Origin of the sequence: Thalassotalea profundi, assembly GCF_014653195.1 — a bacterium.
Lineage (GTDB): Bacteria > Pseudomonadota > Gammaproteobacteria > Enterobacterales > Alteromonadaceae > Thalassotalea_B > Thalassotalea_B profundi.
The window spans coordinates 20,895-47,234 of sequence record NZ_BNAH01000009.1 but is presented as its reverse complement, the minus strand read 5'-3'; the positions used below and the strand labels follow the sequence as shown (position 1 = coordinate 47,234).

29 protein-coding genes and 1 riboswitch are annotated in these 26,340 nt (G+C 37.6%); of the genes, 12 read left to right on the top strand and 17 right to left on the bottom strand.

The features are described from left to right. The first annotated feature begins 1 nt into the window (after window position 1). Window positions 2-208: riboswitch (Lysine riboswitch) on the top strand. 78 nt (window positions 209-286) lie between these two features. Genes dapA through IE155_RS11650 form a run of 4 tightly spaced genes read left to right on the top strand, consistent with a single transcriptional unit; the run spans window position 287 to window position 4,401 of the window. Next, the gene (dapA, locus tag IE155_RS11665; protein ID WP_189378434.1) at window positions 287-1,231 is read left to right on the top strand and encodes a 4-hydroxy-tetrahydrodipicolinate synthase; all 945 of its coding nucleotides are present in this window, start codon (window positions 287-289) and stop codon (window positions 1,229-1,231) included. 2 nt (window positions 1,232-1,233) lie between these two features. Continuing rightward, the gene (locus tag IE155_RS11660) at window positions 1,234-1,983 is read left to right on the top strand and encodes a 2,3,4,5-tetrahydropyridine-2,6-dicarboxylate N-succinyltransferase (protein ID WP_189378433.1); all 750 of its coding nucleotides are present in this window, start codon (window positions 1,234-1,236) and stop codon (window positions 1,981-1,983) included. A 9-nt stretch (window positions 1,984-1,992) separates the two neighbouring features. Beyond that, window positions 1,993-3,216, top strand: a complete 1,224-nt coding sequence (locus IE155_RS11655; RefSeq protein WP_189378432.1) for a PLP-dependent decarboxylase — start codon at window positions 1,993-1,995, stop codon at window positions 3,214-3,216. Window positions 3,217-3,249: 33 nt separating this feature from the next. Beyond that, a complete protein-coding gene (locus tag IE155_RS11650; RefSeq protein WP_189378431.1) occupies window positions 3,250-4,401 on the top strand; it encodes a succinylglutamate desuccinylase/aspartoacylase family protein in 1,152 nt (383 codons plus the stop codon). Between the two features lie 68 nt (window positions 4,402-4,469). On the opposite strand, the gene yjgA is transcribed toward IE155_RS11650, so the two are convergent. Beyond that, window positions 4,470-4,979 carry a ribosome biogenesis factor YjgA gene (gene yjgA / locus IE155_RS11645; RefSeq protein WP_189378430.1) on the bottom strand — a complete coding sequence of 170 codons (510 nt, stop codon included), beginning with the start codon at window positions 4,977-4,979 and terminating at the stop codon, window positions 4,470-4,472. Window positions 4,980-5,117: 138 nt separating this feature from the next. On the opposite strand from yjgA, the gene pmbA reads away from it, so the two are divergent. After that, window positions 5,118-6,461, top strand: coding sequence for a metalloprotease PmbA (gene pmbA / locus IE155_RS11640; protein ID WP_229817255.1), 1,344 nt, complete (start codon window positions 5,118-5,120; stop codon window positions 6,459-6,461). 54 nt (window positions 6,462-6,515) lie between these two features. Here the strand turns inward: pmbA and mgtE are convergent, their stop codons facing one another. From mgtE to IE155_RS11580, 12 genes are all read right to left on the bottom strand, one after another. Continuing rightward, complete coding sequence (gene mgtE / locus IE155_RS11635) at window positions 6,516-7,874, bottom strand: magnesium transporter (protein WP_189378429.1); 1,359 nt, start codon at window positions 7,872-7,874, stop codon at window positions 6,516-6,518. A 247-nt stretch (window positions 7,875-8,121) separates the two neighbouring features. Next, entirely contained in the window at window positions 8,122-8,397 is a 276-nt protein-coding gene (locus IE155_RS11630; RefSeq protein ID WP_189378428.1) for an HPr family phosphocarrier protein, read from the bottom strand. Between the two features lie 12 nt (window positions 8,398-8,409). Then, complete coding sequence (gene rapZ / locus IE155_RS11625) at window positions 8,410-9,264, bottom strand: RNase adapter RapZ (RefSeq protein WP_189378427.1); 855 nt, start codon at window positions 9,262-9,264, stop codon at window positions 8,410-8,412. A gap of 81 nt (window positions 9,265-9,345) precedes the next feature. Next, complete coding sequence (gene ptsN / locus IE155_RS11620) at window positions 9,346-9,801, bottom strand: PTS IIA-like nitrogen regulatory protein PtsN (protein WP_189378426.1); 456 nt, start codon at window positions 9,799-9,801, stop codon at window positions 9,346-9,348. A gap of 31 nt (window positions 9,802-9,832) precedes the next feature. Then, complete coding sequence (gene hpf, locus IE155_RS11615; RefSeq protein ID WP_189378425.1) at window positions 9,833-10,120, bottom strand: ribosome hibernation promoting factor; 288 nt, start codon at window positions 10,118-10,120, stop codon at window positions 9,833-9,835. 30 nt (window positions 10,121-10,150) lie between these two features. Continuing rightward, window positions 10,151-11,665 carry an RNA polymerase factor sigma-54 gene (locus IE155_RS11610; protein WP_189378424.1) on the bottom strand — a complete coding sequence of 505 codons (1,515 nt, stop codon included), beginning with the start codon at window positions 11,663-11,665 and terminating at the stop codon, window positions 10,151-10,153. 54 nt (window positions 11,666-11,719) lie between these two features. Beyond that, the gene (gene lptB, locus IE155_RS11605) at window positions 11,720-12,451 is read right to left on the bottom strand and encodes an LPS export ABC transporter ATP-binding protein (protein ID WP_189378423.1); all 732 of its coding nucleotides are present in this window, start codon (window positions 12,449-12,451) and stop codon (window positions 11,720-11,722) included. 3 nt (window positions 12,452-12,454) lie between these two features. Then, a complete protein-coding gene (lptA, locus tag IE155_RS11600; protein ID WP_189378422.1) occupies window positions 12,455-12,973 on the bottom strand; it encodes a lipopolysaccharide transport periplasmic protein LptA in 519 nt (172 codons plus the stop codon). Then, window positions 12,945-13,505, bottom strand: a complete 561-nt coding sequence (gene lptC / locus IE155_RS11595) for an LPS export ABC transporter periplasmic protein LptC (RefSeq protein ID WP_189378421.1) — start codon at window positions 13,503-13,505, stop codon at window positions 12,945-12,947. The genes lptA and lptC overlap by 29 nt, the downstream gene beginning before the upstream one ends. Continuing rightward, window positions 13,502-14,047, bottom strand: a complete 546-nt coding sequence (gene kdsC / locus IE155_RS11590; RefSeq protein ID WP_189378420.1) for a 3-deoxy-manno-octulosonate-8-phosphatase KdsC — start codon at window positions 14,045-14,047, stop codon at window positions 13,502-13,504. The genes lptC and kdsC overlap by 4 nt, the downstream gene beginning before the upstream one ends. Further along, a complete protein-coding gene (locus IE155_RS11585; protein ID WP_189378419.1) occupies window positions 14,048-15,013 on the bottom strand; it encodes a KpsF/GutQ family sugar-phosphate isomerase in 966 nt (321 codons plus the stop codon). A 46-nt stretch (window positions 15,014-15,059) separates the two neighbouring features. Further along, on the bottom strand, window positions 15,060-16,040 hold the full coding sequence (locus IE155_RS11580; RefSeq protein ID WP_189378418.1) for a calcium/sodium antiporter: 981 nt from the start codon (window positions 16,038-16,040) through the stop codon (window positions 15,060-15,062). 371 nt (window positions 16,041-16,411) lie between these two features. Here IE155_RS11580 and mlaF point away from each other — a divergent pair, with 371 nt between their 5' ends. From mlaF to murA, 7 genes are all read left to right on the top strand, one after another. Next, window positions 16,412-17,218 carry a phospholipid ABC transporter ATP-binding protein MlaF gene (gene mlaF, locus IE155_RS11575; protein WP_189378564.1) on the top strand — a complete coding sequence of 269 codons (807 nt, stop codon included), beginning with the start codon at window positions 16,412-16,414 and terminating at the stop codon, window positions 17,216-17,218. Continuing rightward, on the top strand, window positions 17,218-17,994 hold the full coding sequence (mlaE, locus tag IE155_RS11570; protein WP_373295368.1) for a lipid asymmetry maintenance ABC transporter permease subunit MlaE: 777 nt from the start codon (window positions 17,218-17,220) through the stop codon (window positions 17,992-17,994). Before mlaF ends, mlaE begins: the two co-directional genes overlap by 1 nt. A gap of 31 nt (window positions 17,995-18,025) precedes the next feature. Then, window positions 18,026-18,493 carry an outer membrane lipid asymmetry maintenance protein MlaD gene (gene mlaD, locus IE155_RS11565; RefSeq protein ID WP_189378417.1) on the top strand — a complete coding sequence of 156 codons (468 nt, stop codon included), beginning with the start codon at window positions 18,026-18,028 and terminating at the stop codon, window positions 18,491-18,493. 20 nt (window positions 18,494-18,513) lie between these two features. Next, window positions 18,514-19,164, top strand: a complete 651-nt coding sequence (locus IE155_RS11560) for an ABC transporter substrate-binding protein (protein WP_189378416.1) — start codon at window positions 18,514-18,516, stop codon at window positions 19,162-19,164. A 14-nt stretch (window positions 19,165-19,178) separates the two neighbouring features. Next, window positions 19,179-19,469 carry an STAS domain-containing protein gene (locus IE155_RS11555; protein ID WP_189378415.1) on the top strand — a complete coding sequence of 97 codons (291 nt, stop codon included), beginning with the start codon at window positions 19,179-19,181 and terminating at the stop codon, window positions 19,467-19,469. 83 nt (window positions 19,470-19,552) lie between these two features. Next, window positions 19,553-19,810 carry a BolA family protein gene (locus IE155_RS11550; RefSeq protein ID WP_189378414.1) on the top strand — a complete coding sequence of 86 codons (258 nt, stop codon included), beginning with the start codon at window positions 19,553-19,555 and terminating at the stop codon, window positions 19,808-19,810. 27 nt (window positions 19,811-19,837) lie between these two features. Then, window positions 19,838-21,100 carry a UDP-N-acetylglucosamine 1-carboxyvinyltransferase gene (gene murA, locus IE155_RS11545; RefSeq protein ID WP_189378413.1) on the top strand — a complete coding sequence of 421 codons (1,263 nt, stop codon included), beginning with the start codon at window positions 19,838-19,840 and terminating at the stop codon, window positions 21,098-21,100. A gap of 71 nt (window positions 21,101-21,171) precedes the next feature. Here the strand turns inward: murA and IE155_RS11540 are convergent, their stop codons facing one another. The 4 genes from IE155_RS11540 to IE155_RS11525 all read right to left on the bottom strand — a co-directional run bounded on the left by IE155_RS11540 (window position 21,172) and on the right by IE155_RS11525 (window position 26,326). Beyond that, window positions 21,172-22,221: a trypsin-like peptidase domain-containing protein gene (locus tag IE155_RS11540; protein WP_189378412.1), complete on the bottom strand. Its 1,050-nt coding sequence runs from the start codon at window positions 22,219-22,221 to the stop codon at window positions 21,172-21,174. Between the two features lie 190 nt (window positions 22,222-22,411). Beyond that, window positions 22,412-22,621: a cold-shock protein gene (locus IE155_RS11535; protein WP_189378411.1), complete on the bottom strand. Its 210-nt coding sequence runs from the start codon at window positions 22,619-22,621 to the stop codon at window positions 22,412-22,414. A gap of 348 nt (window positions 22,622-22,969) precedes the next feature. Then, the gene (locus tag IE155_RS11530; protein ID WP_189378410.1) at window positions 22,970-25,825 is read right to left on the bottom strand and encodes a valine--tRNA ligase; all 2,856 of its coding nucleotides are present in this window, start codon (window positions 25,823-25,825) and stop codon (window positions 22,970-22,972) included. A 12-nt stretch (window positions 25,826-25,837) separates the two neighbouring features. After that, complete coding sequence (locus IE155_RS11525; protein ID WP_189378409.1) at window positions 25,838-26,326, bottom strand: DNA polymerase III subunit chi; 489 nt, start codon at window positions 26,324-26,326, stop codon at window positions 25,838-25,840. Between the last annotated feature and the right edge of the window lie 14 nt (window positions 26,327-26,340).

Here is a 26,340-nt window from a genome sequence, read left to right as displayed (position 1 = left end):
AAGGGTCAGAAGAGGTGCGTTAATCAGGTAACTATTATGAAGAGATCAAACTCTAGTGATTAATAGTGAGGGGATAAAAACTAGCGATAAGTTAACACTTATTAGTTAGTGTAACGCCGAGGCAAGTACATTTTTGATGATGTATTTGCCGGTTGTATAGGTTGAATCCTAACAACTGTCACCTATTGGGTGGAGAGCTTCTGGCCTTTGTCGAAACTCAACCATTCACGAGCGTTGGGTCTAGCAAACGCCTTTAAGTTCTCCGAACGAAGTGAGTTCGAGAGAAATGAATCAGAACAATCAATTAAGTCAAAAAACACATAGTTATACTATCAGTACAACCACCCTGTGGACTGCATTAGTCACACCTTTTGATCCTCAAGGTGCGATTGATTTTTCAAGCCTTAAAAGAAATGCTCAGCGTCAAAGTGACGCTGGAAATGGCATTTTATTGCTTGGTAGTACAGGGGAAGGGTTAGCGTTAACTGCTAAAGAGCAACAAGCTATAGTTGAATTTGTAACTGGACTAGCGCTTGAAGCACCTATAATGGTTGCTGTTGGCGGTTATAATTTATCTGAACAGCTTGAGTGGATAGCACATTGTAACTCGCTTCCTATCGCTGCTTATTTACTAGGTACTCCTATATACGCTAAGCCTGGTGCTGTTGGGCAAACTCAATGGTTTTCAGCGCTGTTGGAGCGATCTGAGCATCCCTGTATGTTATATAATGTACCATCAAGAAGTGGGGTTAATATTCCCATAACCACAGTAAAACAGCTACAAAATCATCCTAATTGTTGGGCATTGAAAGAAGCCAGTGGTGATTTATCTACGTTTCTTGCTTTTAAGCAGCATTGCCCAGAGGTTCAATTATTTAGTGGTGAAGATGCCATGATGCCTTATTTAGCGGGTGCTAACGTAGCTGGTTTGGTATCTGTTGCTAGTAATGTGTGGCCTGAAGCAACACATCAATATGTAAGTTTAGCCTTATCAGGACAACATCAAGGGTTATTTCCATTGTGGCAAAATGCAGTAGATGCCTTATTTCAAGTAAGTAGCCCTATTCCAACAAAAGTGCTTATGGCACAAAAATCTATGATCACAACACCCACATTACGGGCGCCATTAACGGAGCATGAATTAGCCGCAAATAATGGTTTAGTGGACGTTGATCAATTAATAAATCAATGGCTGGATAATCAGTCACAACAAATTATCGGAGTTAAGTAGTAATGAATTGGCAAGCAACTTTAGATCAACTAGAAGCAGGTACTATCCGCGCTGCAAATCAAGATGAAAGTGGTAATTGGAAAGCAAATGTTGAGGTTAAACAAGCCATATTAGCGGCATTTAAAGCAGGAGAAAACCAAGAGTTTAGTGGTATATATCAAGGCTTTGTTGATAAACATAATTTACCTGCGCGTGAATTTACCCGTGAAGATAACGTGCGCTTAGTTCCAGGAGGATCGTCTGTTCGTCGCGGTGCTCATGTAGCAAGTGGCGTGATTATTATGCCCCCAGCTTATATTAATGTGGGCGCTTTTGTTGACAGCGGCACTATGGTTGATAGCCACGCTTTAATTGGCTCATGTGCACAAATAGGTAAAAATGTTCATGTATCTGCAGCGGTTCAAATTGGCGGTGTTTTAGAGCCTATTGGCGCAAGCCCTGTCATTATTGAAGATGGTGCATTTTTAAGTGCAGGCGTTGTCATTGTTGAAGGTATCGTTGTTAAAAAAGGTGCAGTATTAGCACCAGGTGTGTTCTTATCGGCATCAGTGCCAGTTTACGATTGTGTTAATGAAGTCATGTTAGAAAAAGGCGCAGACATTCCTGAGCGTGCGGTTGTCGTTCCTGGCACACGTCCTGTTTCCGGTGATTGGGCTGCAGCACAAGGGTTGAATATGGCATGTGCATTAATTGTAAAGTATCGTGATGAGAAAAGTGATGCGTCATTAGCGTTAGAATCTGTATTACGTTAAGGCTTATTTATGTCTGATTATGCAAATTGGCTAACACCTGAACTACAGCAAACATTATTATCTCATCAAGGGAATAACCCTGACGAGCAGGCTTATTTTATTTATCAACTTGATGAGCTAAAAAAGCACTTACTTACACTACAGGAACAAAATGTTATTAAGTTATGGTATGCCGTTAAAGCGAATCCGCTTTCTCGAATTATTCAAACATTAGATAGTTCAGGCTTTAATTTTGATGTGGCGAGTAGTGGCGAGTTAAAACAAGTTCTTGCTCAAGGAATTGAACCAAAGCGTATTTTAAATACGGGGCCTGCTAAGTCTTTATCACAACTGACTGAGTTTTTAACCGAGGGCGTTGAAATTTTTGTCGTTGAAAGCTTAAACCAATTAAATTGGCTTCAGCAAGCAGCTAAAAGTTTGAATAAGTGTCCAAAGGTTTTGCTTCGAGTTCAGCTGCAGTGGCAAGAGGGTGAGAAAAACCCCCTTGGAGGTAATAGCTTAACACCGTTTGGCTTATCAATTGCTGAATGGCAAGGTATTCATATTGAACAATATCCTCATTTAGACCTTTGTGGTTTACATATTTTTCAATGGGGAAATATGCTCAGTAATGAAAAAATGTATTCGTTATGGCAGCAAATGGTGACCCCGCTAGTAGATTTAGCACAATCGATCGGCATGGAACTTAAAATATTAGATTTAGGTGGTGGTTTAGGCGTTGATTACCTTGAAGAAGGACAAGTCTTATCTTGGCCACAAATCATTAGTGATTTGGCAAAAATTAAAGCTCAAGCAAGTGTTGAAGAGTTGTGGTTAGAACTCGGTCGCTATGCGGTAGCTCATTGTGGTTTTTATGTGGTTCCGGTTATTGATCGTAAAGTTAATTATCAACAAGAACAGTTAGTGTTGGCGGCAGGAATAAATCATTTGATCCGCCCAGCAATTACAGATCAACCTTTTCCTGTACGTTTGCTACGAGAATCACAAGCAGAAAATATAAATTTCGATATACATGGCCCTTTGTGTACCAGTATGGACAAATTGGGCCACTTACCTTTACCTGATGATGTGACAGTAGGTGATGAACTTATCTTTGCTTTTGCTGGTGCTTATGGTTTTACCGAGAGTATGCCATTTTTTCTCTGCCATCAAACAGCGGCAGAATACGTGATTGAAAATGGATTAATGACAGAAGTCAGAACAGCACAACCTGCAAGTTGGTATCTAGCTTAGGTCTTATAAAAAGTAGAAATTGAGCAACTATTAATGAATAATTTTTCTAAAGAAGTGATGCATGTTGGTGAAATGGCAAGTGGTGCCGCACTTACCGTTCCCGTATATAGAATTAAGGGGGACAGCGATGCTCCTAGTGTTTATATACAAGCCAATATGCATGGCGCTGAAGTGCAAGGCAATGCGGTTATTTTTCAGTTGTTAGAGTTATTGAAAAATATCGATATTAAAGGAAATATCACTTTAGTACCTTATGCTAACCCTGTAGCGTGTAATCATAAAAATGGCGAATATACGTTAGGGCGATTTGATCCTATCACTGGGGTGAATTGGAACAGGATGTATCACTTTGATGAAAGTATAATCAAACCCTTTGTTCGTGACAGTATTGGTAAAGACGATGCAACTATCGAAGCTAACTTTAAGCAATTAATGATTGAAAAAATCGAACAGAAACTAGAGCACAATATTTTTGGTTTAACTACGGGTCAACGCATTGCATATCAGTTACAACGCTTAGCTCATCAAGCCGATTTGGTACTTGATTTACATACGGGACCTATTTCTAGTAAACACCTTTATTGTCCTGAATATGCTCAGGAAAGCGCACAATATTTTGATATTCCTCATACGTTATTGATCCCAAATGAATTTGGTGGCGCATTAGATGAAGCAACTTTTTGTCCTTGGTGGTATTTGCAAGAAGCTTTTACCGAGCTTGGGATTAAGTTTTCTATTAGTTCGAAAGCATTGAATAAAGAAAGCTTTACTGTCGAGCTTGGCTCACAAGAGCAAATAGATCTTGATGTAGCGCTTGATGATGCAAAAAGTATTTTAGCTTACTTGCAATATAAAGGAGTTATTGCTGCCCCAGAATATCAACCTCAAGTCATGACACGTTATGGCTGTTATTTAAAAGACTATAAAGCCTACTATTCTCCAATGGGTGGAATGGTTGATTATCTAGCTGAATTTGGTAAACCGTTAGCGGCTGGTGAGCCATTAGCACGAATTTTGAGAATGGATAATTATCATTTTGGTACAGATGATGAAACGGAAAATGGTGGTCCTTTACATTATTTATCACTCGATCACGAAGTATTGCCTATTTTACATTTCGCCTCGGCAAGTGTTAATCAAGGAACCGAGCTGTATAAAGTATTTACCAATTTTTTTGAATTATAACGTTGAGCTATAACTAATCGCCTGAAAATAAAATAATTCCCCAAAAAGATATTTGGGGAATATAACTATTAGAACGTGATATTTTCTTTTAAGTAACTAAATAAATCACGATAATGTTTACCTAGTTTTTCATTATTTTTTTCTTTTGTAGCCATACGAACTAATTGGCGTAGCTTTTGACGCTCTAGGGTTTGATGCTCGTTAAGTGTTGCTTCAATTTTTTCACTTCCTAGGTCAATAAGTTCATTTCGTAGAGTTTCAAGCTTGGTATGCTTAACACTTTCTTGTTGATGCTTATTTGCCATTACATCAAGTGCCTGATGAATAGGCTCTAGATCTGTTTCAGATAGTACTTTTGCCATATGGCGAATGTGGCGACGTAATGCCTCATGCTTATTATTGATTTTATCTGCTAAGATAAGATCTGCTTTGATCTCTTCAGTAAAAGGAATTTTACTACGTTGATGTTTTGAAAGTTTAACTAAACGTTCAGCAAAATCTTGTAACTGGTGCATTTCACGTTTTATTTCTGACTTACTTTTTAATTCTTCATCGAATTGTTCAGCAGACTCGGGCATAATAATAGGGCAAATTTAGCGATTGATAATTCCATTATACAACAAACTGTATAATTGGCTCTAGCGTTAAACTAAACTTTGCTCAAAGAAGACAAGTTAATCGTCGTAATACATAAAATTATAGAGAATCCCATCGAAATGGCAGAATCAAATAGCATCATCAAGCAAATGGAACAAGTTGAATCACGAGTAGCAGAAGTTTTGGCGCTCGCTAAATTTTTAGGTGTTGATGGTGCTGAAGTGTCAATGAGTAAGCAACAAGGCTTAAGTGTTTGTACGCGTCTTGGTGAAGTGGAGACCGTCGAATTTACTAATGATGGTGCGTTAGGCATCACCGTTTATCAACAAGGAAGAAAAGGTAGTGCTTCTACAGCTGATTTGTCTGATAAAGCCTTAAAACAAACTGTTGAAGCGGCAGTTAATATTGCTAAGTTTACTTCGGTAGATGATTGTTCAGGACTAGCCGATAAAAACTTATTAGCAATGAACCCAGAATCGCTCGATTTATATCATCCAAAGCAACTTTCAACAGATGACGCAATTGCTATTGCTAAAGAATGTGAAATGGCTTCTTTAGCAACAGACAAGCGTATTACCAATTCTGATGGTGCGACCCTAGATAGTTATGAAGGCTTTAAAGTGTATGGAAACAGCCATGGACAATTAGTCGGTTATCCAAGTTCGCGCCATAGCTTAAGCTGTGTTGCTATCGCAAGTGATAACGATGATATGCAACGCGATTATGCATATACCATTGACCGTCGTTTTGATTTAATGGATTCAGCGATAAATGTTGGTAAAAAAGCAGCACATGAAGCGCTTTCAAGACTCCATGCAAGAAAATTACCTACAGGTAAAGTACCTGTAATGTTTAGAGCTGACATTGCTAATACCTTTTGGGGGCACTTTATTGCAGCAATAAGTGGCGGTAATTTATATCGTAAATCCTCATTCTTACTTGATGCCTTAGGCCAACCTATTTTTCCAGAGTTTATTACTATCGCTGAAAGACCTCATATTAAATCAGCGCTAGCGAGCAGTTCCTTTGACAGTGAAGGTGTTGCTACTGTTGATCGTAATATTATTGAACAAGGCGATTTAGCTACATACTTGTTAACCAGTTATTCTGCACGTAAGTTAGGGCTAACGACAACAGGGCATGCTGGCGGCATTCATAATTGGCTTATTTCTGCCAATGGTGGAAATTTTGATTCAATGTTACAGCAGTTAGGTACCGGTTTATTGGTCACTGAATTAATGGGGCAAGGGGTTAATGTCGTTAATGGTGATTATTCACGCGGAGCCGCTGGATTTTGGGTGGAAAACGGCATTATTCAATACCCTGTATCTGAAATTACTATTGCTGGTAATTTGAAAGATATGTTTAAAGGGATAGTCGCTGTTGGGGATGATACGGATATGCATGGTAGTATTCGTACGGGATCTATTTTATTAGCAGAAATGCAGGTCGCTGGAAACTAAATGGCTTGTATTAGCGCTTAGCATATTCTAAGCGCTATAAGCGTTGGTTATATCTTAGCCAAGTAGCAAGGTAGCTGTTCCTAAAAAAGCAAAGATCCCCACAACATCAGTGACTGTTGTTAAAATAACACTACCCGCTAATGCAGGATCTATTTTCATTTTTTTGAGCATTAAAGGAATAGAAACACCAGCAATACCTGCGGCAGTCATATTCATTAACATAGCAAAAGCAATGACTAGACCTAAGGTAAAGTCTTGTTTCCAAAGAGCGACAACAGCAGCAATTAGCACTGCCCATATAATACCGTTTAAAAATCCTACTGCGAGTTCTTTATATAGCAAGGCGCGTGAGTTACTTTTGCCAACATGACCAAGTGCCATCCCGCGTATAACGAGTGTTAGCGTTTGGTTGCCCGCTACACCTCCCATGCTTGGTACCAAGGTATTTAAAATAGCTAAAATAGCGAGCTGTCCAAGAATATCTTCAAACATAGATGAAACAGCTACGGCGAATAAAGCTGTTATTAAGTTAACCCCTAACCAAATTGATCGTTGTTTAGTACTTTTAAACACTGGTGCAAAAGTATCGGCCTCATCATCAAGACCTGCCATACTTAACATAGAATGTTCGGCTTCTTCGCGAATAACATCGATAATATCATCAATGGTAATCCGGCCTAATAAATGTCTTTCTGCATCAATGACAGGAGCGGAAAACCAATCGTATCTTTCAAAAAGCTGGGCTACTTCATTTTCTGGTGTATCAACATATATCGCTTCTATTTCTTCATCTATTAATGACGAAATGATTACTTCAGGTTTTGCTGTAACGATGGCAGATATTGAAACCGCACCCATGAAATGATCTTGTCTATCAACTACGTAAAAAGAGTCGGTAGCCTCGGGCAATTCGCCTTTTAAGCGTAAATAACGTAATACCACATCGACAGTTACATCAGGTCGAATAGTTATGGTATCGGTATTCATAATACCGCCCGCGGTGTCTTCTTCGTAAGAAAGTGCGGCTTCAACCCGCCCACGGTCTTGCGAATCCATCGATGCGATTACTTTGTTATATACGGTATCTGGTAATGTTCTTAAAACTTCAACCAAATCATCGGTATCCATTCCTTCTGCTACGGCAGCTAGCTTCTCAGGATGAATATTTTTAAGAATACCTTTACGGACTTCTTCATTGAGTTCTTCAAGTACATCACCATGATGATCAGGGTCAATTAATTGCCAAAGAACAGTACGACTTTTACTTGGAGAGGATTCTAAAATTAGTGCAAGATCATATGCAGGCATATTTTGTAGTAACTTTCGTACATAGACAAACATACCGCTTTCAAGTGCTTCATTAACTTGCTGCAGTATAGTCCGACTGTATTCTTGTTCTACAATTTCCGGCATAATTCGTTACCTTTTGCCGTTAAAAAACGAAATTAGATTTTGATTTAAATGAAAAAGACTGGCTGTTTGACTTTATTATTTATTAATAGAAGACAATAGCTTATTTAGGTTAAGTTTATCGTAGATCAAATTTTTTTACAGCTTTTTATTCAAGCTGTTTGAATATTTCTAATTGTTTTTACAGCATAAATTAGTCAATTAAAATAATCGTTCACCATAGATACATGAGTTTAGAGAAGCTGACTGACTATTCATCTTCATCGAATTTATCATCGAATAACTGGCAAACATCATTTAATGCTTTTTCAGCATCTTGACCTTTAGTCGTGATTGTTACCTCTTTACCTTGAGCGCCTGCTAATAACATTAACCCCATGATACTGCTAGCATCGGCTTCTTTGTCAGCTAAAGTAATGGTTACGTTGGCATCAAATTTTTGGCTCAGTTGGGCTAACTTTGTTGCGGCTCTTGCGTGTAAGCCTAGTTTATTAGTGATAACGATGGTTTTATCGAATTTCGGCATATTTACTTGGCTTTATGTTGAGGTTTTATCGATATCACGATGGCGTGATTGCACATCGGCGCGCTCTTTACGTAAATTATTTGCCAGTAACTCCGCTATGTATACAGAACGATGTTTCCCGCCCGTACAACCTATCGCTATAGTGACATAGCTGCGGTTATTACGTTCTAAATGAGGTAACCATGTCATCATAAAGCTATTAATTTGCCAAATAAACTTTGTAACAATGGGTTGAGATCCAAGGAAATCTTTTACTGGTTGATCAAGGCCTGTACTTGTTTTCAACTCTTTTTCCCAAAAAGGATTGGGTAAAAATCGCGCATCAAATACATAATCAGCATCTTGTGGTACACCATGTTTAAAGCCGAAAGACTCAAAAACCACGACCATAGTTCCGGTTTTCTTACCTAAAATGCGTTCCCTAACTAAATCTGCAAGTTGGTGCGGGGTTAATTGACTTGTATTGATATATAAATGAGCACGACTCGATATGGGTTCAAGTAGTTTCTTTTCTAAACTTAATGCTTGATCAAGGGCAATATTTTGTCGAATTAGCGGGTGCAAGCGGCGAGTTTCGCTAAAGCGTTTAATTAAATCAGAATCATCTGCATCGAGGTAAAGAATATTTAGCTCTACAGTTTTAGGTAAATAATCAAGAATTTCTGAAACGTCTTTAGGATCATTTGGTAAGTTACGTACATCCAAGCTAACAGCTACAGTCTCATAGTCATTAATTACTGTGTGTGTTAATGCGGGTAATAAATTTACCGGAATGTTGTCAACGCAATAGTAGCCTAAATCTTCAAGTATTCGTAATGCAACACTTTTTCCCGACCCTGAGCGACCACTAACGATAGTTAATTTCATTTATCAGCCTTGTTGTCCTAGTTATTAAATATTAATCACTAGGGAATAGTTACTAGAGAAATAATAAATAAATTTTTATTATTATTGGCTAGCGTGTTTTATTAATTCAAATAACTCTTGTGCTGTAGTACTTTTTCTTATTTGCTTAGATAGCTGTTTATCAGTAAATAGTTGAGCAATGTTTTGTAAAGTGGCTAAATGTTCTTGGCACTGTTCTTCAGGGACGAATAGCGCAATAAAGACATCTACAGGTCTGCTATCTATAGCATCAAAGTCTATGGGTTCTTCAGTTGTAGCAACTATCGCTACGGCTTTATTTGAGTTAGCTAAACGACCGTGCGGAATGGCAATACCGTTCCCGATTCCTGTTGAACCCATTTTCTCTCTGGCCATTAAACTGGTTAATAGCTCGTATGTTGAAAAATCTTGGAGTTCAGTAGAAGCGGTATCACAGATAACTTCTAATATACGTTTTTTACTTGTAGCTTGAACTGCACATAAGGTGCAATTCAAGTTAAGTAGTTCAAGTAACTTCATAATACCGATTTACTTAGCTAGGTTAATAGCATTAATGTTGAGTAATTTTGCCTTTATATTTTAATATTTGGCGGTCTAATTTATCGACTAAGCTGTCAATCGAAGCATACATATCTGCATTTTCAGCTTTAGCATGAACTTCTGTGCCATTAAGGTGAACAGTTGCTTCAGCTATTTGATTAATTTTTTCTATCGTTAAAACCACATATACATTATTGATATGATCAAAATGTCTCTCTAATTTGGCAAACTTAGTATTAACATTTTCACGTAACGCCTCAGTAATTTCAACATGGTGACCTGAAAGATTAATTTGCATAATATTAAATCCTTATTAGCTGTAGTTTACTTAAAGTAAACTTTTACGTTGATTAGAAGGGGGAATTGATAACGACTCTCGGTATTTTGCAATTGTTCTTCTGGCAACATTTATGCCTTGTTCAGCAAGTAGTTCAGCCATTTTACTATCACTTAAAGGCTTAGCTGGTACTTCAGCAGCCACCAGTTTTTTAATCAATGCTCTAATAGCCGTTGAAGAACATTCGCCACCATTCTCGGTACTTACATGGCTGGAAAAGAAAAATTTAAGCTCAAAAATACCGCGTGGTGTATGCATATACTTTTGCGTGGTAACACGTGAGATAGTTGATTCATGCATATCAACGGCTTCGGCTATATCATTCAATACCATTGGGCGCATAGCTTCAGGCCCATGTTCAAAAAAGCCTTGTTGGCGTTGCACAATGCAGTTAGATACTTTTAATAAGGTATCGTTCCTACTTTCCAAACTTTTGATAAACCATTTTGCTTCTTGTAGGTTTGAACGAATAAATTGGCTATCAGTAGAAGACTTCATTGAACGTGCCATTGATGCATATTGTTGATTTACTGATAATTTAGGAGCAGTATCTGGATTAAGTTCAACTACCCAACGACCATTTTTTTTCTCAACAGACACATCAGGAATAACGTACTGATCTTCACCTTTAATTACACTGTCACCTGGACGAGGGTCAAGGGTTTGAATTAACCGAATAACTTCTCGCAATTCGTCTTCTTTTAAACGTGCTTTACGCATTAATTGACGATAGTCTCTACTACCTAAAAGATCAATATAGTCACGGATAACTAATTTACTTTCTTCTAACCAAGGTGTTGATTTATCAAATTGATTTAATTGAATAAGTAAGCATTCGGCAATACTGCGGGCGCCTACACCTACGGGATCAAACATATTGATGCGTTTGATTACAGCTTCTACTTCATCAAGCTCGACATCATCAACTCCGACACTTTCTAATATATCTTCAGCAGACACAGTTAAATAGCCAGCGTCGTCAATAGCATCAATGATAGCGGTGGCTATTGCGCGATCTGTATCAGAAAAAGGCGTTAAATCCATTTGCCAACGAAGGTGATCTTGAATTGAGTCTGTGGTTTCACCTTGATAGGTGTAATCTTCACTAGCAACACCGACACCGGTATTAGAAACGCCAGCACTAAAACTTTCATCCCAAGTCGTATCGATATTTAATTCTTCAGGGATTTCATTTTTATCCATTGCTTCGGTTGTTGAAATTTCGTCAATGGTTGGGGTTGAATCTTCACTACCATCATTGTTAGCCGAATTTTTGGTATCACTGTCTGAAGCCGAAGCTGAAAATGCATCATCGAAATTATCAGTGCTGCTTTCTCTATCCGAATTAGAAGATTCTTCAACTTCTAATAATGGGTTGCTATCTAATGCTTCTTGTATTTCTTGTTGAAGATCCAAAGTCGACAATTGCAAAAGCCTAATTGCTTGTTGCAACTGCGGGGTCATTGTAAGTTGTTGTCCAATTCGGAGCTGCAGACTAGGGCGCATCGAAATACTTAAGTTCCTTTAATTATTAATAACGTTTATTTGCATTAGTTAATACTATAGCGTGAATTGCTCGCCAAGGTATACATCTCTTACTGTTTGATTCGCTAGTATTTGGTTTGAGTTACCTTGAGCAATTAATTCACCATGACTTACAATATAAGCGTGTTCACATACATCTAAAGTTTCACGAACATTATGATCGGTAATTAAAATACCGATGCCTCTTTGCTTTAAGTGTAGGATAATTTTTTTAATATCTCCTACCGAAATTGGGTCAACACCAGCAAAAGGTTCATCAAGTAAAATAAACTTAGGATCAGCAGCTAATGCACGAGCTATTTCAACACGGCGACGTTCACCACCAGAAAGACTCATACCTAAATTATCTTTAATATGGCTAATATTGAACTCTTCTAGTAAATGTTCAAGCTTTTCTTGTCGATCAACATCAGATAATTCTTTACGTGTTTGTAAAATAGCCATTATATTGTCATGAACGGTCAGTTTTCGAAAAATTGAAGCTTCTTGCGGTAAATAGCCAATGCCTTTTCTTGCGCGTTCATGCATAGGTAGTAAGGTAATATCTTCACTATTAAGAACAATACTACCGCTATCATTAGGGACTAAGCCTACAATCATATAAAAAGAAGTAGTTTTACCTGCGCCATTTGGTCCTAACAAGCCGACAATTTGACCTTCTTGAACTTCCAAGCTGACATCTTTGACAACTTTACGGCCTTTATATGCTTTGGCTAAATTTGAAGCACAAAGTGTTGAAATTTCCATAAGCTATTTTTTATCCAACTCTTTGGGTTGCAAAACGGTTTTTACGCGATTATTGTCTTCACTATCAGCACTAACTTGTTCCGTAACAAAATTATAAGTAATGACTGAACCACTGACTTTGCTGCCTTCTTGGCGTAATTCTGCATTACCAGAAATAACGACAATGTTTTGACCTGGCTGATATTTAATTTCGTTAGCTTGGAGATAAATAGGCGTACCATCGTCGAGTTTCTGTGAAAAAGTAGCGGGTTCTCCTTTGGCAAGATAGGTTTTTTCGTCAGTTTGATTATCAGTTAATACTTGTACTAAATCCGCTTTTATCACTAATGTACCTTGTGTGATAACAACATTATCAATATAACTAAATATTTTATTTTTTAAGTCGGCAGCTTGCCTAGAAGCATCAATATTAATTTCTTTTTTAAGATCTAGTTTATCAGCGTAACTATAAGTTACGAGTGCAGAACTAAAGCCAAAAACAATAAGGCTAGTTTTAAATGCTTTTAAAAATGGTTTGTACATGTTCAGTCAACGTCATTTGTTTTGTATTTAAGTCTACTATTAACCCCGAACCATATATGGTGAAGTCTTTGCCTTCAATCATTATAGTTTGTTCAGTACTAATAATATTAGTATTAAGATCTAACTCTAAATACCGACCATGAATTTTCTGTATTAAGCTTGATTGATCTGTTGCCGTTAATGTTACTCGATTTTCAAGGCGTACGCGATTATTACTGTATAGAGTGCCTTCATTCGCATTTAGTTTCCACGGCGTCTCGCTATTTTTTGTATATAGTGTGTATTTAGGAAACTCAAAATGAGTGACAGATAAGGCTGAATAATGTTCCATCCGTTGGGCATTAATAATGTAGGTTAAGTCACCACTGGCATTATAAATATCACTATTTAACGATTCAGCAATAAAATCTGGGGTCATGGCGTCTGTAATAACTTGCTCGGTTTTTGTTTGAGCTTGAAGCCATTCGACCACTCCGTATGAAGCTATGGCAATAATAAAAAAACTGACAGCAAATCCCGTTAACCGCGTCATACACTCGCGCCCGTGGCAAATTGCAGTGTACTTTGACTTAGCATGATTAAATCACAACATTCTCTGACTGCACCAAAGCCGCCTTTAATGGTTGTTGTGTAGTCTGCAAGCTGTAAAATTGAAGGGTGAGCATCACTTACAGCAATACTAAAGCCTACGTATGCCATGCACTCATAGTCAGGCATATCATCACCAATATATGCCACTTGATCAGGGGAAAGTGACAAGGCATTAATCATATTTTTAAGAGCAGGAAGCTTATTTTCTTCACCTTGAACGATATATTTTACATTTAAGGCACTCATCCGTGTTTGAACAATAGTTGATTGTCGGCCGGTGATCACCGCAACATCTACACCGTTAGCTCCTAGTGCTTTTATGCCATAACCGTCTTTCGTATGAAATGCTTTGAGCTCTTCACCATCATTGCCCAAATAAATACGCCCGTCAGAAAATACACCGTCGATATCACAAACAAATAATTTAATCGCTTTCGCTTTTTCAATTATCTGATCGTTGACTTCGCCATATAGTGTTTTCATTTATAGCACTCCTGATCTGAGTAAATCATGCATATTCATTGCGCCTATCGGTTGATTTTGACTATTCACAATAATCAGGCCATTAATCTTTTTGTCTTCCATTATTTTCAAGGCCTGTGCGGCGAGCATGTCTTCATCAGCTATTTTAGGTTCGATAGTCATTACTGTTTGAATCTTATCGTGATGAATATCTACTTTTGCATCTAGTATGCGTCGCAAATCACCATCTGTAAATAAACCCATTAATTGGTTGTTGTCATCTACAACTGCAGTCATTCCCAAGCCTTTTAATGACATTTCCATTAGGGCGTCGGTGATCTTAGCTTCCTGATGAACTACAGGCAAACGTTCGCCTGTATGCATAATATCGGATAAGCGTAATAAAAGCCGTTTACCTAAACTGCCACCAGGGTGTGATAAAGCAAAATCGTCGGCAGTGAACCCGCGTGCATGCAATAAGCTTACGGCAATTGCATCGCCCATGACTAAAGTTGCTGTGGTGCTTGATGTTGGTGCTAAGCCTAAAGGACATGCTTCACGTGATACTTTTATACAAATATGAGTATCTGATAACTTTGATAAGGTAGAGTTGTTATTTCCTGTCATGGCAATAAGTTTTGCACCAATACGCTTTATTACTGGAATGATAGCTAGCACCTCACCAGTTTCGCCTGAGTTAGAAATAGTAAGTACAACATCATCTTTAGTGACCATCCCCAAATCGCCATGACTTGCTTCACCAGGATGAACAAAAAATGCAGGAGTGCCTGTACTTGCCAAAGTGGCCGCTATTTTTCCACCGACATGGCCTGATTTCCCCATGCCGATAACAATAACTCGACCTTTACAATCGAACATGAGTTGACATGCATCTTCGAAACATTCATCAATAAACTGGCTAATTTCATTGATTGCTTGTTGTTCTATTTGTATAACATTAAGTGCTTGTTGTTTAAAATTTTTCATAAATCGCCATACCTTAACTCTTGTCTTTAATTGACTTTTTCATTATTTAAGCTTTTAACTGGCTAAACAAAAGTATTTGATAAGAAATAAAAGTTAGTATTAATGCAAAACCTTTTAAACGCGTGATCCTAAAATTGCCCAATCGACGACTAAAGCACAAGAAGAATAAAAATAAAGTTACCGCAAGCATATAAGGTGCGTCTCTTAATGCTACATCTTGATCAATATTACCTGGTGCAATTAATCCTGCTAAGGAAAGCACAGCTAGGATATTGAAAATATTGGAACCTATTATATTCCCAATAGCTAAATCATCTTCTTTTTTAATGATACTCATAATACTTGCCGCTAATTCGGGTAGACTTGTACCAATAGCAATAACGGTTAAGCCAATAACTAAATCACTTACTCCAAACGCGGTAGCAATAAATACTGATGAATTAACTAAATATTTAGCACTAAGTGGCAATAAAACCATACCAATAATTAACCAAAATATTGCATTAGGGGTTGTTGTTTTTGGTACATCATGTTCGGCACCAATAATTAACGCATCATCTGTTTTCTTTTGTTTTGAGTTACGTAGTGTGATCATTAATAAGGCAACAATATAAACAACAAAACCAAGCATTAAAATCAACCCTTCAATATAGCTAAACTCATGATCATAAAGCATAAAGTATGCTATTGCGGTGATTGCTAATATGAGTGGTATTTCTCGCTTTACCGTAGTAGAAGATACAGTTAAGGGGTGAAGTAATGCTGTTATGCCTAGAACAAGTGCTATATTGGTGATATTTGAGCCAATGGCATTTCCAATCGCTGTATTTACATTGCCTTGTAAAGACGCCGTGGTAGAAATCATCATTTCAGGTGCTGAGGAGCCCATGGCAACAATGGTTAAACCAATTATCATTGGCGATATACCAAAGTTTCTAGCCAGCGCAGAAGCACCAAAAACAAATTTGTCAGCACTCCAAACTAATACAATGAGGGATAATAATAAGATTAAAATTTGTACAAACATTAACAACTCCTAAATTACAGCTAAATTGTCGCTGGTTGTTAGTCAAAAAAAAAGGGAAATCGTAACTAAATCACGATATAGAGCAAAAAAAACGTCATTATATGTCAATATTAACAATATTGAGGAAAATAAAGTAAAATAATATGCGTTTACTAAATCATTTTGATATAAGACGGAGAATTGTATTTTATCCCTCGAGAAGTGTGTAGAAGATTGTAAATTTGCTCACTTATTTACATTACCTTACGTTTTTCTTTATCGATTTCCCCCTTTGAATAGGTAAAACCCTTAATTTTCTAATGCAGTTAGTTATTCCCTAAGGTAAAATGCACGTAGAATTTAAGAGATAAACAGTGATGTTGCCCAATAATATGCCACAGCCATTAGTTGAAATTAAAAATATTACTTTTAAGCGGGAAGAGCGAGTCATTTATAATGATATTAGTTTGTCGATTCCTAAAGGTAAAGTCACCGCTATCATGGGGCCTAGTGGTATAGGAAAAACAACCTTATTACGTTTGATTGGTGGTCAAATTCGTCCTCAATCAGGACAAATTCTCTTTGATGGACATAATATTCCTGCACTGTCTCGATCTGAGTTATATCAAGTACGTAAGCGTATGAGTATGTTATTTCAAAGTGGTGCCTTATTCAGTGATATGAGTGTTTATGAAAATATTGCTTTTCCCATAAGAGAACATACCCAATTATCTGAAAATATCATTGAAAAAATGGTATTGATGAAGCTTGAAGCGGTAGGCTTACGTGGTGCACGCAATTTAAAACCGAGTGAATTATCTGGTGGTATGGCTAGGCGGGCAGCCTTGGCAAGGGCTATAGCATTAGATCCGGAATTAATTTTATATGATGAGCCTTTTGCGGGACAAGATCCTATATCAATGGGAGTGATTGTACGATTAATTCGCTCATTAAACGAAGCATTAGGTCTAACTTCTGTGGTTGTTTCGCATGATGTACCTGAAGTAATGAGTATTGCTGATTATATTTATATTATTGCGGAGCAAAAAATCATAGGGCATGGCACGCCGGAAGAAATTGCACAGCAAACATCACCATTAGTGCAGCAATTTGTTAAAGGTGAGGCAGATGGGCCCGTCCCGTTTCATTATAAGGCGGCACCTTATCAAGAAGAACTTATTGGTAAGGGAGTAAAATAATGAATCTGATCCAACTATTAGGCCAAAAGGTTATTGCTGTTTTTTCTGGTTTAGGTCGTGCTATTTTGATGTTACTTTCCTCATTATTACATGTACCTAATTTTAGAAAAGGATATCCATTACTCGTTAAACAACTTTATGCTGTGGGAGTGTTATCACTTGTTATCATCGTTGTTTCCGGGGTATTTATTGGAATGGTGCTTGCCTTACAAGGCTATACTATACTAGTAGGGTATGGTGCTGAAGCAAGTTTAGGTCCTATGGTAGCCTTATCACTATTAAGAGAATTAGGACCTGTAGTGGCGGCTTTACTCTTTGCAGGTCGCGCAGGCTCAGCATTAACAGCTGAAATCGGGCTAATGAAAGCAACCGAGCAACTTTCAAGTTTAGAAATGATGGCGATAGATCCCCTGCGCCGAGTTATTGCTCCCAGGTTTTGGGCTGGATTTATTAGCTTACCTTTACTTGCTGCTATATTTTCAGCCGTAGGTATCTTAGGAGCACACATCGTTGGCGTTGAATGGCTTGGTGTTGATAGTGGAACTTTTTGGTCGGTTATGCAATCACAAGTTTCATTAGAAAAAGACATTTTAAATGGCGTAATTAAGAGTGTTGTTTTTGCTTTTGTGGTGACTTGGATCGCTGTATATAAGGGTTATAATTGTGAGCCAACTTCAGAAGGTATTAGCAGGGCGACGACCGCAACGGTAGTACAGTCATCGTTATTAGTTTTAGCATTAGATTTTGTATTAACAGCATTAATGTTTACAAAATAATTATTATTTTATTAAAAGTTTGGTGGAAGACATGGTGTCGAAGAAAATTGAATTAATGGTAGGTTTATTTGCAGCGTTAGGGATTGCAGCATTATTAATGTTAGCGTTGAAAGTGGCGGACAGCGGTATTTCAGGTAATAATGAAACGTATCAGTTGTATGCAAAGTTTGGTAATATTGGCGGCTTAAAAGTACGCTCACCTATTAAAGTGGGTGGCGTAGTTGTTGGACGCGTAAGTGATATTTCATTAGATCCTGACGATTATACACCTGTTGTTACATTAGATATTTACGCACAATATAACCATTTTTCGGAAGCGACTTCAGTTTCTATACTTACTGCGGGTTTGTTAGGGGAACAATACATTGGGTTATTGCCTGGCTTTATGGATGAATCGGTTGGTACTTTGGTTAACGGTGATTATATTGAAGATACTAAACCCGCGTTAGTATTAGAAGAGCTAATCGGCCAGTTCTTATTTAGTCAAGGTAGTGACTAATCCGTTTGAAGGAGAGGTAAATGAAATTAATGAATAAATTTTTAGTTATTGTAACGGCTTTAACCTTAACGGTTTCTTTATCTGTCAATGCTGTTAGCAATATCACAATTGACAATAAAGACCCGTATAAATTAATTCAAACGGTAGCAGATATCACTTTTAAACGTTTTTCTAACGAACAAAATGATATTCGTAAAGATCCTAACATTTTAAAAACAATTGTTAGAGAAGAGTTACTCCCATACATTAATTACCGTTATGCAGCGTTTAAAGTTATTGGTGGTCAAAACTTTAAAAGCACAACAAAAGCCGAACGTGCTGAATTTACTAAAGCATTTCGAGACTACCTAGTAACGTCATATGCTCAAGTTTTTACTTTATATAACAATCAAAAAGTAGAATTTGCACCAGCGAAAGATTTTTCAAAAAGTAATGTGGTTGCTGTGAATACTGCTGTTATTGAACCAGGGCGTGAACCCATTGATATTTCATTTAGAGTTCGTAAAAATAAAAAAACAAAAGAGTGGAAAGCTTATGACATGGTCGCTGAAGGTGTAAGTTTGCTTGATAGTAAACAAGCAGAGTTTAGCAGTTTAATACGTCAAAAAGGTTTACCTCATGTTACACAGATGCTTATAGAAAAAAGCGCAAAAGATATCGTTTTTAAATAAGGTTTATGGCTATTATGACTGTAGAAATTACGATGAACGATAATGACATTTCGCTGGTGGGTGAGCTTACACAACAAACTATAAGCCATGCATTAGAAAAAAAAGCGAAAGCTTTTTTTCAAAAGAAAAATGTAGTGATTAATTTAGCAGGCATTAAAAAAGTTGATACTGCAGGTTTAGCGTGGCTGTTAACTTTAGTTGAGTTGGCTTCTATCAACACCTGTACTATTGGTTTTACACATTTATCTGAAGAATTACAAAACTTAGCTAAGTTAACGGCGGTAGATGCTTTTTTACCGAGTTAATTATATGTTGAAAATCACCCTGAAACTCTTACATCAAGGTCGTTTAGGTATATATTCTCATAATTAAAGTATAGGAGACTGAAGTGGAAGTTTCAGCAATTGAAAAATTGATAAATGACGCAGTCGCGTTAGATGAGTTACATGTTAAATTCGATGGTTCGCAATGTACCATTATTGCAGTAGCAGATTTTTTAGGTGAATTAAGTCGAGTTAAAAGGCAACAAGCTATTTATTCTCCGCTTGCCCAAATTATAAATGACGGAGTAATTCACGCGGTAACAATTAAAACATTCACTACGTCAGACTGGCAACGTGAAAAAATGTTTAACTTACCTTTATAATCTACCCACTAAGTAAGCGAGAGACTCTTGGACGCATTTAAAATAACTGGCGGCATTCCGCTTAACGGTGAAGTCGCAATATCTGGCGCAAAAAATTCTGCTTTGCCGATACTGATGGCAACCTTATTATCAGAAACTCCTATTGTTATCAGAAACGTTCCTCGTTTAAAGGATATTGAAACTACGGTTAAATTGCTAACCCAATTAGGCGCTGTTGTGCAATGGCAAGATAATAATACAGTTCAAATTGATGCGAGTAATGTTAATCAATACAAAGCATCTTACGAATTAGTTAAAACAATGCGAGCATCTATCTTAGTGCTAGGGCCTTTGCTAGCTCGCTTTGGTCATGCAGAGGTTTCACTACCTGGAGGATGTGCCATTGGTGCTCGCCCAGTGAATCTTCATATCCATGGTTTAAAACTAATGGGTGCCGATATTGAAGTTGAAAATGGTTATATCAATGCGCGTAATAATGGTCGTTTAAAAGGCGCTACTATTTTTATGGATATGGTCAGCGTAACCGGCACAGAAAACTTAATGATGGCCGCTGCACTCGCTGACGGTATTACAACTATTGAAAATGCGGCCAGAGAGCCTGAAATTGTTGATCTTGCTAATTGTTTGAATGCTATGGGGGCTAAAGTCTCTGGTGCTGGTACGGATACTCTTACCATTGAAGGCGTACCTAGTCTCAAGGGGCAACAATATAGTGTAATGCCAGATCGAATTGAAACAGGCACTTTCTTAGTTGCTGCAGCCGTTACTCAAGGTAAGGTGAAATGCACTAACACTGATCCTAGTACATTAGATGCAGTACTCAGTAAGTTACAAGAAGCTGGAGCCGTTATCACAACAGGTGATGATTGGATTGAATTATCTATGGAGCAGCGACCTAAAGCGGTTAATATTAAAACAGCGCCACATCCAGCTTTCCCAACAGATATGCAAGCACAATTTGTTACTCTAAATGCTATTGCTGAAGGGGTTTCGACGACGACGGAAACAATATTTGAAAATCGCTTCATGCATGTACCTGAATTACAGCGTATGGGAGCAGACATCTCTTTAGAAGGTAACACGGCAATGACTAAAGGGGTAACCAAGTTAACGGGAGCTCAAGTAATGGCAACTGATTTACGAGCTTCAGCGAGTTTAGTTATCGCAGGTTTAGTTGCTTCTACCGAAACACAGGTCGATAGAATTTATCATATTGATAGAGGCTATCAGAATATTGAAGATAAACTTCAAAGTCTTGGTGCAAATATTGTGCGAGTTAAAAACCTGTAATTAGCTTTTCTATGTGTTCTTTTAAAAGCCAATAAATACTTATTGGCTTTTTATCGTTTTAGTTTCAATTGTTAACGCTTTTCTTCAATGACTACCGGTATTTCAAGTGGTAGCTTACCTCTGTAGACTTTGAAAATAAGTGTGGTGTTAGGCTTTGTTTCAGCAACAATATCAAGAGCTTGACTAATAGAGTGTATTTCAATCCCATCTATCTGGTAAATTAAATCATTTGCTTGTAAACCTGCTTTTTGAGCAGGACTATTGGGCTCAATGCCGCCGATTAAAAAGCCTTTATCACTGGAAAAGCGAGAATTAGTTGAAACGCCTAGCCAGCCTCTAATCACACGACCATTCTCAATTATTTTGTGCATAACTTTATGTGCTAATTTATAGGGAACAGCAAAAAATATTCCTTGGATACTGATCTGCGGATTGATGTATTTACGAGAGTTAATTCCCACAAGTACCCCGTTACTATTAACTAAAGCACCACCTGAATTACCTTCGTTTATAGCTGCATCCATTTGAATAAACTCTTGATAGCTGGTACTACTTAAACCGCTACGGCCTGTTCCACTTATAATGCCTTGGGTTACTGTTTGCCCAAGGTTAAATGGATTACCTATAGCGAGAACAACATCACCAACATACGTTGTCAAGTTTTCATCTTGTGGAATAGTAGGTAAATTAGTTGCCGCGACTTTTAATACGGCTAAATCGGTGTAAACATCATAACCTATGAGTTCAGCAGGGTAACGATCGCCGTTTTGAAGTACTACACCAATTAAATCAGCATCTTGTACTACATGATAATTAGTTAGCAGGTAACCATTTGTACTCATTATAACGCCAGAGCCTAACTCTGTAGTGCGTTGGCCTTTATTATAATTAAAAGTAGATTGAATTTTTTCTGAATAAATATTAACTACTGCAGAACTTGCCTGTTGTACTGCTCTAGCATAGGAAAGCGGCTGTTCATTTTGTTTTGAAGGGGCGAAAATATTCCACCAAGAGCGATTACCTTCTCGTAATTCAGGTATCAATAGTAATAGCACTACAGCGAGTATTACGCCGTAACTTGCAGAGTTAATAATATATTTTAAAAGGTTTAACAGTTTCAAGAGTATATTCTTTTAATTATTTTAAACTTGTGATGATTAAGTAGCTTAGCACATTTTAAGTGATGAAAATAAGTAGGGAATTATATAAATGAAGTGATGATAATGACTTATTACATAAAATTATTGTTAGAGAAAAAGACGAAAAAAAAAGCGAAACATAAATGTTTCGCTTTTTTAAAGAATTCTTTTATTAAGAAGCTACAACGTTTTCTGCTTCTGGGCCTTTTTGACCTTGCTTAACAGTGAAAGTAACAGCTTGGCCATCAGTTAGTGTACGGAAACCGTCACCACTAATTGCACTAAAATGAACAAAAACGTCAGGTCCGTTTTCTTGCTCAATAAAACCAAAGCCTTTAGATTCGTTAAAAAATTTTACTTTACCAGTTACAGTATCAGACATGCCTACATTTCCCGTAGTTAATAATATTAAATTGTTGTGGTCAAAACGACCAATCTCACGGAGTAAATGCTCTCTACCTAGTAGTACAGACAGAGAAAGGTATCCAATAACACAATACTAAAGCGCCTAGGTTGGTTAACAGGGTTAGTAAACATTTACTAACATTTTAATTAACCTATCCTTCTCCCGAAACGCACAAACTCAACGCGAACATAGACTATCACATAGTTTGTAAATAATCATGAAAAATTTTAGTTTGTTAATGTTACGGTTGCTTTAATGAAATATAAAAAACCAGCATAAAGCTGGTTTTTTTTATTGGCTAACTCAATAACTAAATTGTCTTAGTTATAGGGCTGCAATTTGCGCTTTTTGCTCAATAAGTTTAGTTAATGCTGATTGCGCATCGCTAAGCTTGTCTTGCTCTTTCTTTATGACTGCTTCAGGCGCTTTACTTACAAAACTTTCATTACTTAATTTACCTTCAATGCGTTGAACGTCTTTTTCAAGCTTCTCTATTGCTTTAGATAATCGAGCGAGTTCAGCATTTTTGTCAATTAACCCAGCCATTGGAATTAATATTGATAAGTCACCTACAACAGCTGTAGCCGATGCTGGACCTTCGTTACCTTGAGCGAGTACTTCAATTGACTCAAGTTTTGCTAAAGCACTTAAAAATTGATTGTTTTCATCTAAACGACGTTGATCGTTTTCGTTAACATTTTTCAATAATACGGGTAAAGGTTTACTTGGGGCAATGTCCATTTCCCCTCTAATATTACGAATTGCAATAATAAACTGTTTCACCCATTCAAGATCTGCAATGGCTTGTGTATCTACTTTGCTGGCGTCAAATTGTGGAAAACTTTGTACCATTATACTATCGGCAGTTTTTGCAAAATTAGTTAATGGTACGACACGCTGCCAAATAGTCTCGGTAATAAATGGCATAATAGGATGCATTAAGCGTAGCAAACCCTCTAAGACAGTAACTAACGTATGGCGAGTTCCGCGTTGTTGGGATTCGTTACCTTTAAATAGCACAGGCTTAGTTAATTCAAGATACCAGTCACAGAATTGGTTCCAAGTGAACTCGTACAATGCTTGTGAGGCTAAGTCAAAACGGAATGTATCAAAGGCTTCATGTACGGTTTTAACCGTTTGTTGAAATTGTCCTAATATCCAACGATCAGCTAGCGATAATTCCATATTAGAATTGGTTTTACCACAATCTTGATCTTCAGTATTCATCAATACATAGCGGCTGGCATTCCATAACTTATTGCAGAAATTACGGTAACCGTCTAAGCGTTTCATATCCCAGCTAATATCGCGGCCGGTGGAAGCGACAGAAGTTAAAGTAAAGCGTAAGGCGTCAGTACCGTGTGCTTCAATACCTTCTGGGTATTCTTTTTTAGTGAGTTTGGCAATTTTTGCTGCAAGCTTGGGTTGCATCATATTACCAGTACGTTTTTCTAATAAATCGTCTAAAGAAATGCCATCGATCATGTCTAACGGATCAACTACATTACCTTTAGATTTACTCATTTTATCGCCATTTTCATCGCGAATAAGTCCTGTAACATACACCTTTTTAAAGGGCACTTGGGGTTTACCATTTTCATCTTTGATAAAATGCATCGTCATCATGATCATGCGAGCTACCCAGAAGAAAATAATATCAAAGCCTGTTACAAGTACATCTGTTGAATGAAACTTCTTTAAATCCTCAACATTGTTTGGCCAGCCCAAGGTTGAGAATGTCCATAATGCCGATGAGAACCAAGTATCTAGCACATCATCGTCTTGACGAAGGTTAATATCGTTTCCAATAGAATGTTTAGCACGAACTTCAGCCTCTGTTCTACCCACATAAACAGTGCCATTATCGTCATACCATGCAGGTATTCTATGTCCCCACCATAATTGACGAGAAATACACCAGTCTTGAATGTCGCGCATCCAAGCGTTGTACATGTTTTCATATTGTTTTGGAACAAATTCAATATCGCCATTTTCAACGGCGGCTACGGCAGGCCCTGCTAAAGGCGCAGCACGAACGTACCATTGGTCAGTTAATAATGGTTCAATAATTACACCAGAGCGGTCGCCGTATGGCGCGACTAAATCATGCTCTTTAACTTCAACTAACAAGCCTAAAGTATCAAAGGCTGCAACAATTGCTTTACGAGCTTCAAAGCGATCTAAACCGGCAAATTCACTTGGTAAATCGGTGCTATATGCATCTGAAGGTTCTCCAGTAGTATTGTAAACTTCAGCTTGGGTCAGGATCGCGGCATTTTTATCAAGAATATTAATTAACGGTAAGTTATGTCGTTTGCCAACTTCGTTATCATTAAAGTCATGTGCTGGCGTTATTTTTACACAACCTGTGCCTTTTTCCATATCAGCATGATCATCGCCAACTATTGGAATTAAACGATTAACTAATGGTAATAAAACTTGTTTTCCAATTAAGTTTTTATAACGAGGATCTTCAGGATTAACTGCTACACCACTATCACCAAGCATAGTTTCAGGGCGCGTGGTGGCAACAACTAAGTAATCTAAGCCTTCAGCGGTTTTAGCGCCATCAGCGAGTGGATAACGCAAATGCCACATATGACCTTTCTTATCTTTATTTTCAACTTCAAGATCTGAAATAGCAGTATGAAATTTAGGATCCCAGTTAACTAGGCGTTTACCTCGATAAATTAAATCATCTTCGAATAAGCGTACAAACACCTCTTGTACTGCTTCAGACATACCATCATCCATGGTAAAGCGTTCACGTGACCAATCGATTGAATTACCAAGTCGACGCATTTGTTCTCCGATAGTGCCGCCTGATTCCTCTTTCCATTGCCATATTTTGTCGATAAAAGCATCACGGCCGTAATCATGGCGAGTTTTATCTTCTTCTGCCGCAATTTTACGTTCAACCACCATTTGAGTCGCTATGCCAGCATGATCCGTACCTGCTTGCCATAAAGCACATTTACCTTGCATACGTTGATAACGAATTAAGGTATCCATAATGGTTTGCTGGAACGCATGTCCCATATGTAAGCTACCAGTTACGTTAGGTGGTGGAATAGCAATGCAATAACCATCGCCTTCTCCAGTAGGGCTAAAGTAACCTTGCTCTTCCCAACTTTGGTAAAGCGATTGTTCGATATCGGCGGGGTTAAATGTTTTTTCCATCAGAATAACTACTTAATTGTTGATTGCATCATCGATAACTTTTTCAGCATTGATAGTTTGGCCGATTTTTTGATTATCAACCTTAAAACCTAATTGGCGATAGCCTTTGAAACGCTCTCTTGCCAATTGTTTTAATTGTTCATCACTTGGTACAAAGTCAACGATTTGTGAAAATTGATGAGCAAAGTGCGGTACAGTGCTCGTTAAATTAATAAGTACAGGGCGACGATTAACAGGCGCTTGCCAGCTAATTTCAACCGCAGCACCATTTTTAGGACCTTCACCTATTAAATTGTGAGGTACAAAACTGTCTGGTTCAAATGACCATAATAACTCATCAATAGCGTGTGCTTGTTCTTGGTCTTGTGTATAAATAAAAACACGCTGATTTTGACGATAAAAGTGTGCCGCTTGAATACACACGTGCAGTTTTACTAACGCCAGTGGGTCGGCGCTAGTATTTTCTTGCTCTAAAATGTAAAACATTACATGTGTGTTCATTGGCAACAACTATT

What these genes read in the sequence shown, in the direction of transcription:
- dapA (WP_189378434.1), top strand. Translation starts at nt 287, where the DNA reads ATGAATCAGAACAATCAATTAAGTCAAAAAACACATAGTTATACTATC.
- IE155_RS11660 (WP_189378433.1), top strand. Translation starts at nt 1,234, where the DNA reads ATGAATTGGCAAGCAACTTTAGATCAACTAGAAGCAGGTACTATCCGC.
- IE155_RS11655 (WP_189378432.1), top strand. Translation starts at nt 1,993, where the DNA reads ATGTCTGATTATGCAAATTGGCTAACACCTGAACTACAGCAAACATTA.
- IE155_RS11650 (WP_189378431.1), top strand. Translation starts at nt 3,250, where the DNA reads ATGAATAATTTTTCTAAAGAAGTGATGCATGTTGGTGAAATGGCAAGT.
- yjgA (WP_189378430.1), bottom strand. Translation starts at nt 4,979, where the DNA reads ATGCCCGAGTCTGCTGAACAATTCGATGAAGAATTAAAAAGTAAGTCA.
- pmbA (WP_229817255.1), top strand. Translation starts at nt 5,118, where the DNA reads ATGGCAGAATCAAATAGCATCATCAAGCAAATGGAACAAGTTGAATCA.
- mgtE (WP_189378429.1), bottom strand. Translation starts at nt 7,874, where the DNA reads ATGCCGGAAATTGTAGAACAAGAATACAGTCGGACTATACTGCAGCAA.
- IE155_RS11630 (WP_189378428.1), bottom strand. Translation starts at nt 8,397, where the DNA reads ATGCCGAAATTCGATAAAACCATCGTTATCACTAATAAACTAGGCTTA.
- rapZ (WP_189378427.1), bottom strand. Translation starts at nt 9,264, where the DNA reads ATGAAATTAACTATCGTTAGTGGTCGCTCAGGGTCGGGAAAAAGTGTT.
- ptsN (WP_189378426.1), bottom strand. Translation starts at nt 9,801, where the DNA reads ATGAAGTTACTTGAACTACTTAACTTGAATTGCACCTTATGTGCAGTT.
- hpf (WP_189378425.1), bottom strand. Translation starts at nt 10,120, where the DNA reads ATGCAAATTAATCTTTCAGGTCACCATGTTGAAATTACTGAGGCGTTA.
- IE155_RS11610 (WP_189378424.1), bottom strand. Translation starts at nt 11,665, where the DNA reads ATGCGCCCTAGTCTGCAGCTCCGAATTGGACAACAACTTACAATGACC.
- lptB (WP_189378423.1), bottom strand. Translation starts at nt 12,451, where the DNA reads ATGGAAATTTCAACACTTTGTGCTTCAAATTTAGCCAAAGCATATAAA.
- lptA (WP_189378422.1), bottom strand. Translation starts at nt 12,973, where the DNA reads ATGTACAAACCATTTTTAAAAGCATTTAAAACTAGCCTTATTGTTTTT.
- lptC (WP_189378421.1), bottom strand. Translation starts at nt 13,505, where the DNA reads ATGACGCGGTTAACGGGATTTGCTGTCAGTTTTTTTATTATTGCCATA.
- kdsC (WP_189378420.1), bottom strand. Translation starts at nt 14,047, where the DNA reads ATGAAAACACTATATGGCGAAGTCAACGATCAGATAATTGAAAAAGCG.
- IE155_RS11585 (WP_189378419.1), bottom strand. Translation starts at nt 15,013, where the DNA reads ATGAAAAATTTTAAACAACAAGCACTTAATGTTATACAAATAGAACAA.
- IE155_RS11580 (WP_189378418.1), bottom strand. Translation starts at nt 16,040, where the DNA reads ATGTTTGTACAAATTTTAATCTTATTATTATCCCTCATTGTATTAGTT.
- mlaF (WP_189378564.1), top strand. Translation starts at nt 16,412, where the DNA reads ATGCCACAGCCATTAGTTGAAATTAAAAATATTACTTTTAAGCGGGAA.
- mlaE (WP_373295368.1), top strand. Translation starts at nt 17,218, where the DNA reads ATGAATCTGATCCAACTATTAGGCCAAAAGGTTATTGCTGTTTTTTCT.
- mlaD (WP_189378417.1), top strand. Translation starts at nt 18,026, where the DNA reads ATGGTGTCGAAGAAAATTGAATTAATGGTAGGTTTATTTGCAGCGTTA.
- IE155_RS11560 (WP_189378416.1), top strand. Translation starts at nt 18,514, where the DNA reads ATGAAATTAATGAATAAATTTTTAGTTATTGTAACGGCTTTAACCTTA.
- IE155_RS11555 (WP_189378415.1), top strand. Translation starts at nt 19,179, where the DNA reads ATGACTGTAGAAATTACGATGAACGATAATGACATTTCGCTGGTGGGT.
- IE155_RS11535 (WP_189378411.1), bottom strand. Translation starts at nt 22,621, where the DNA reads ATGTCTGATACTGTAACTGGTAAAGTAAAATTTTTTAACGAATCTAAA.
- IE155_RS11530 (WP_189378410.1), bottom strand. Translation starts at nt 25,825, where the DNA reads ATGGAAAAAACATTTAACCCCGCCGATATCGAACAATCGCTTTACCAA.
- IE155_RS11525 (WP_189378409.1), bottom strand. Translation starts at nt 26,326, where the DNA reads ATGAACACACATGTAATGTTTTACATTTTAGAGCAAGAAAATACTAGC.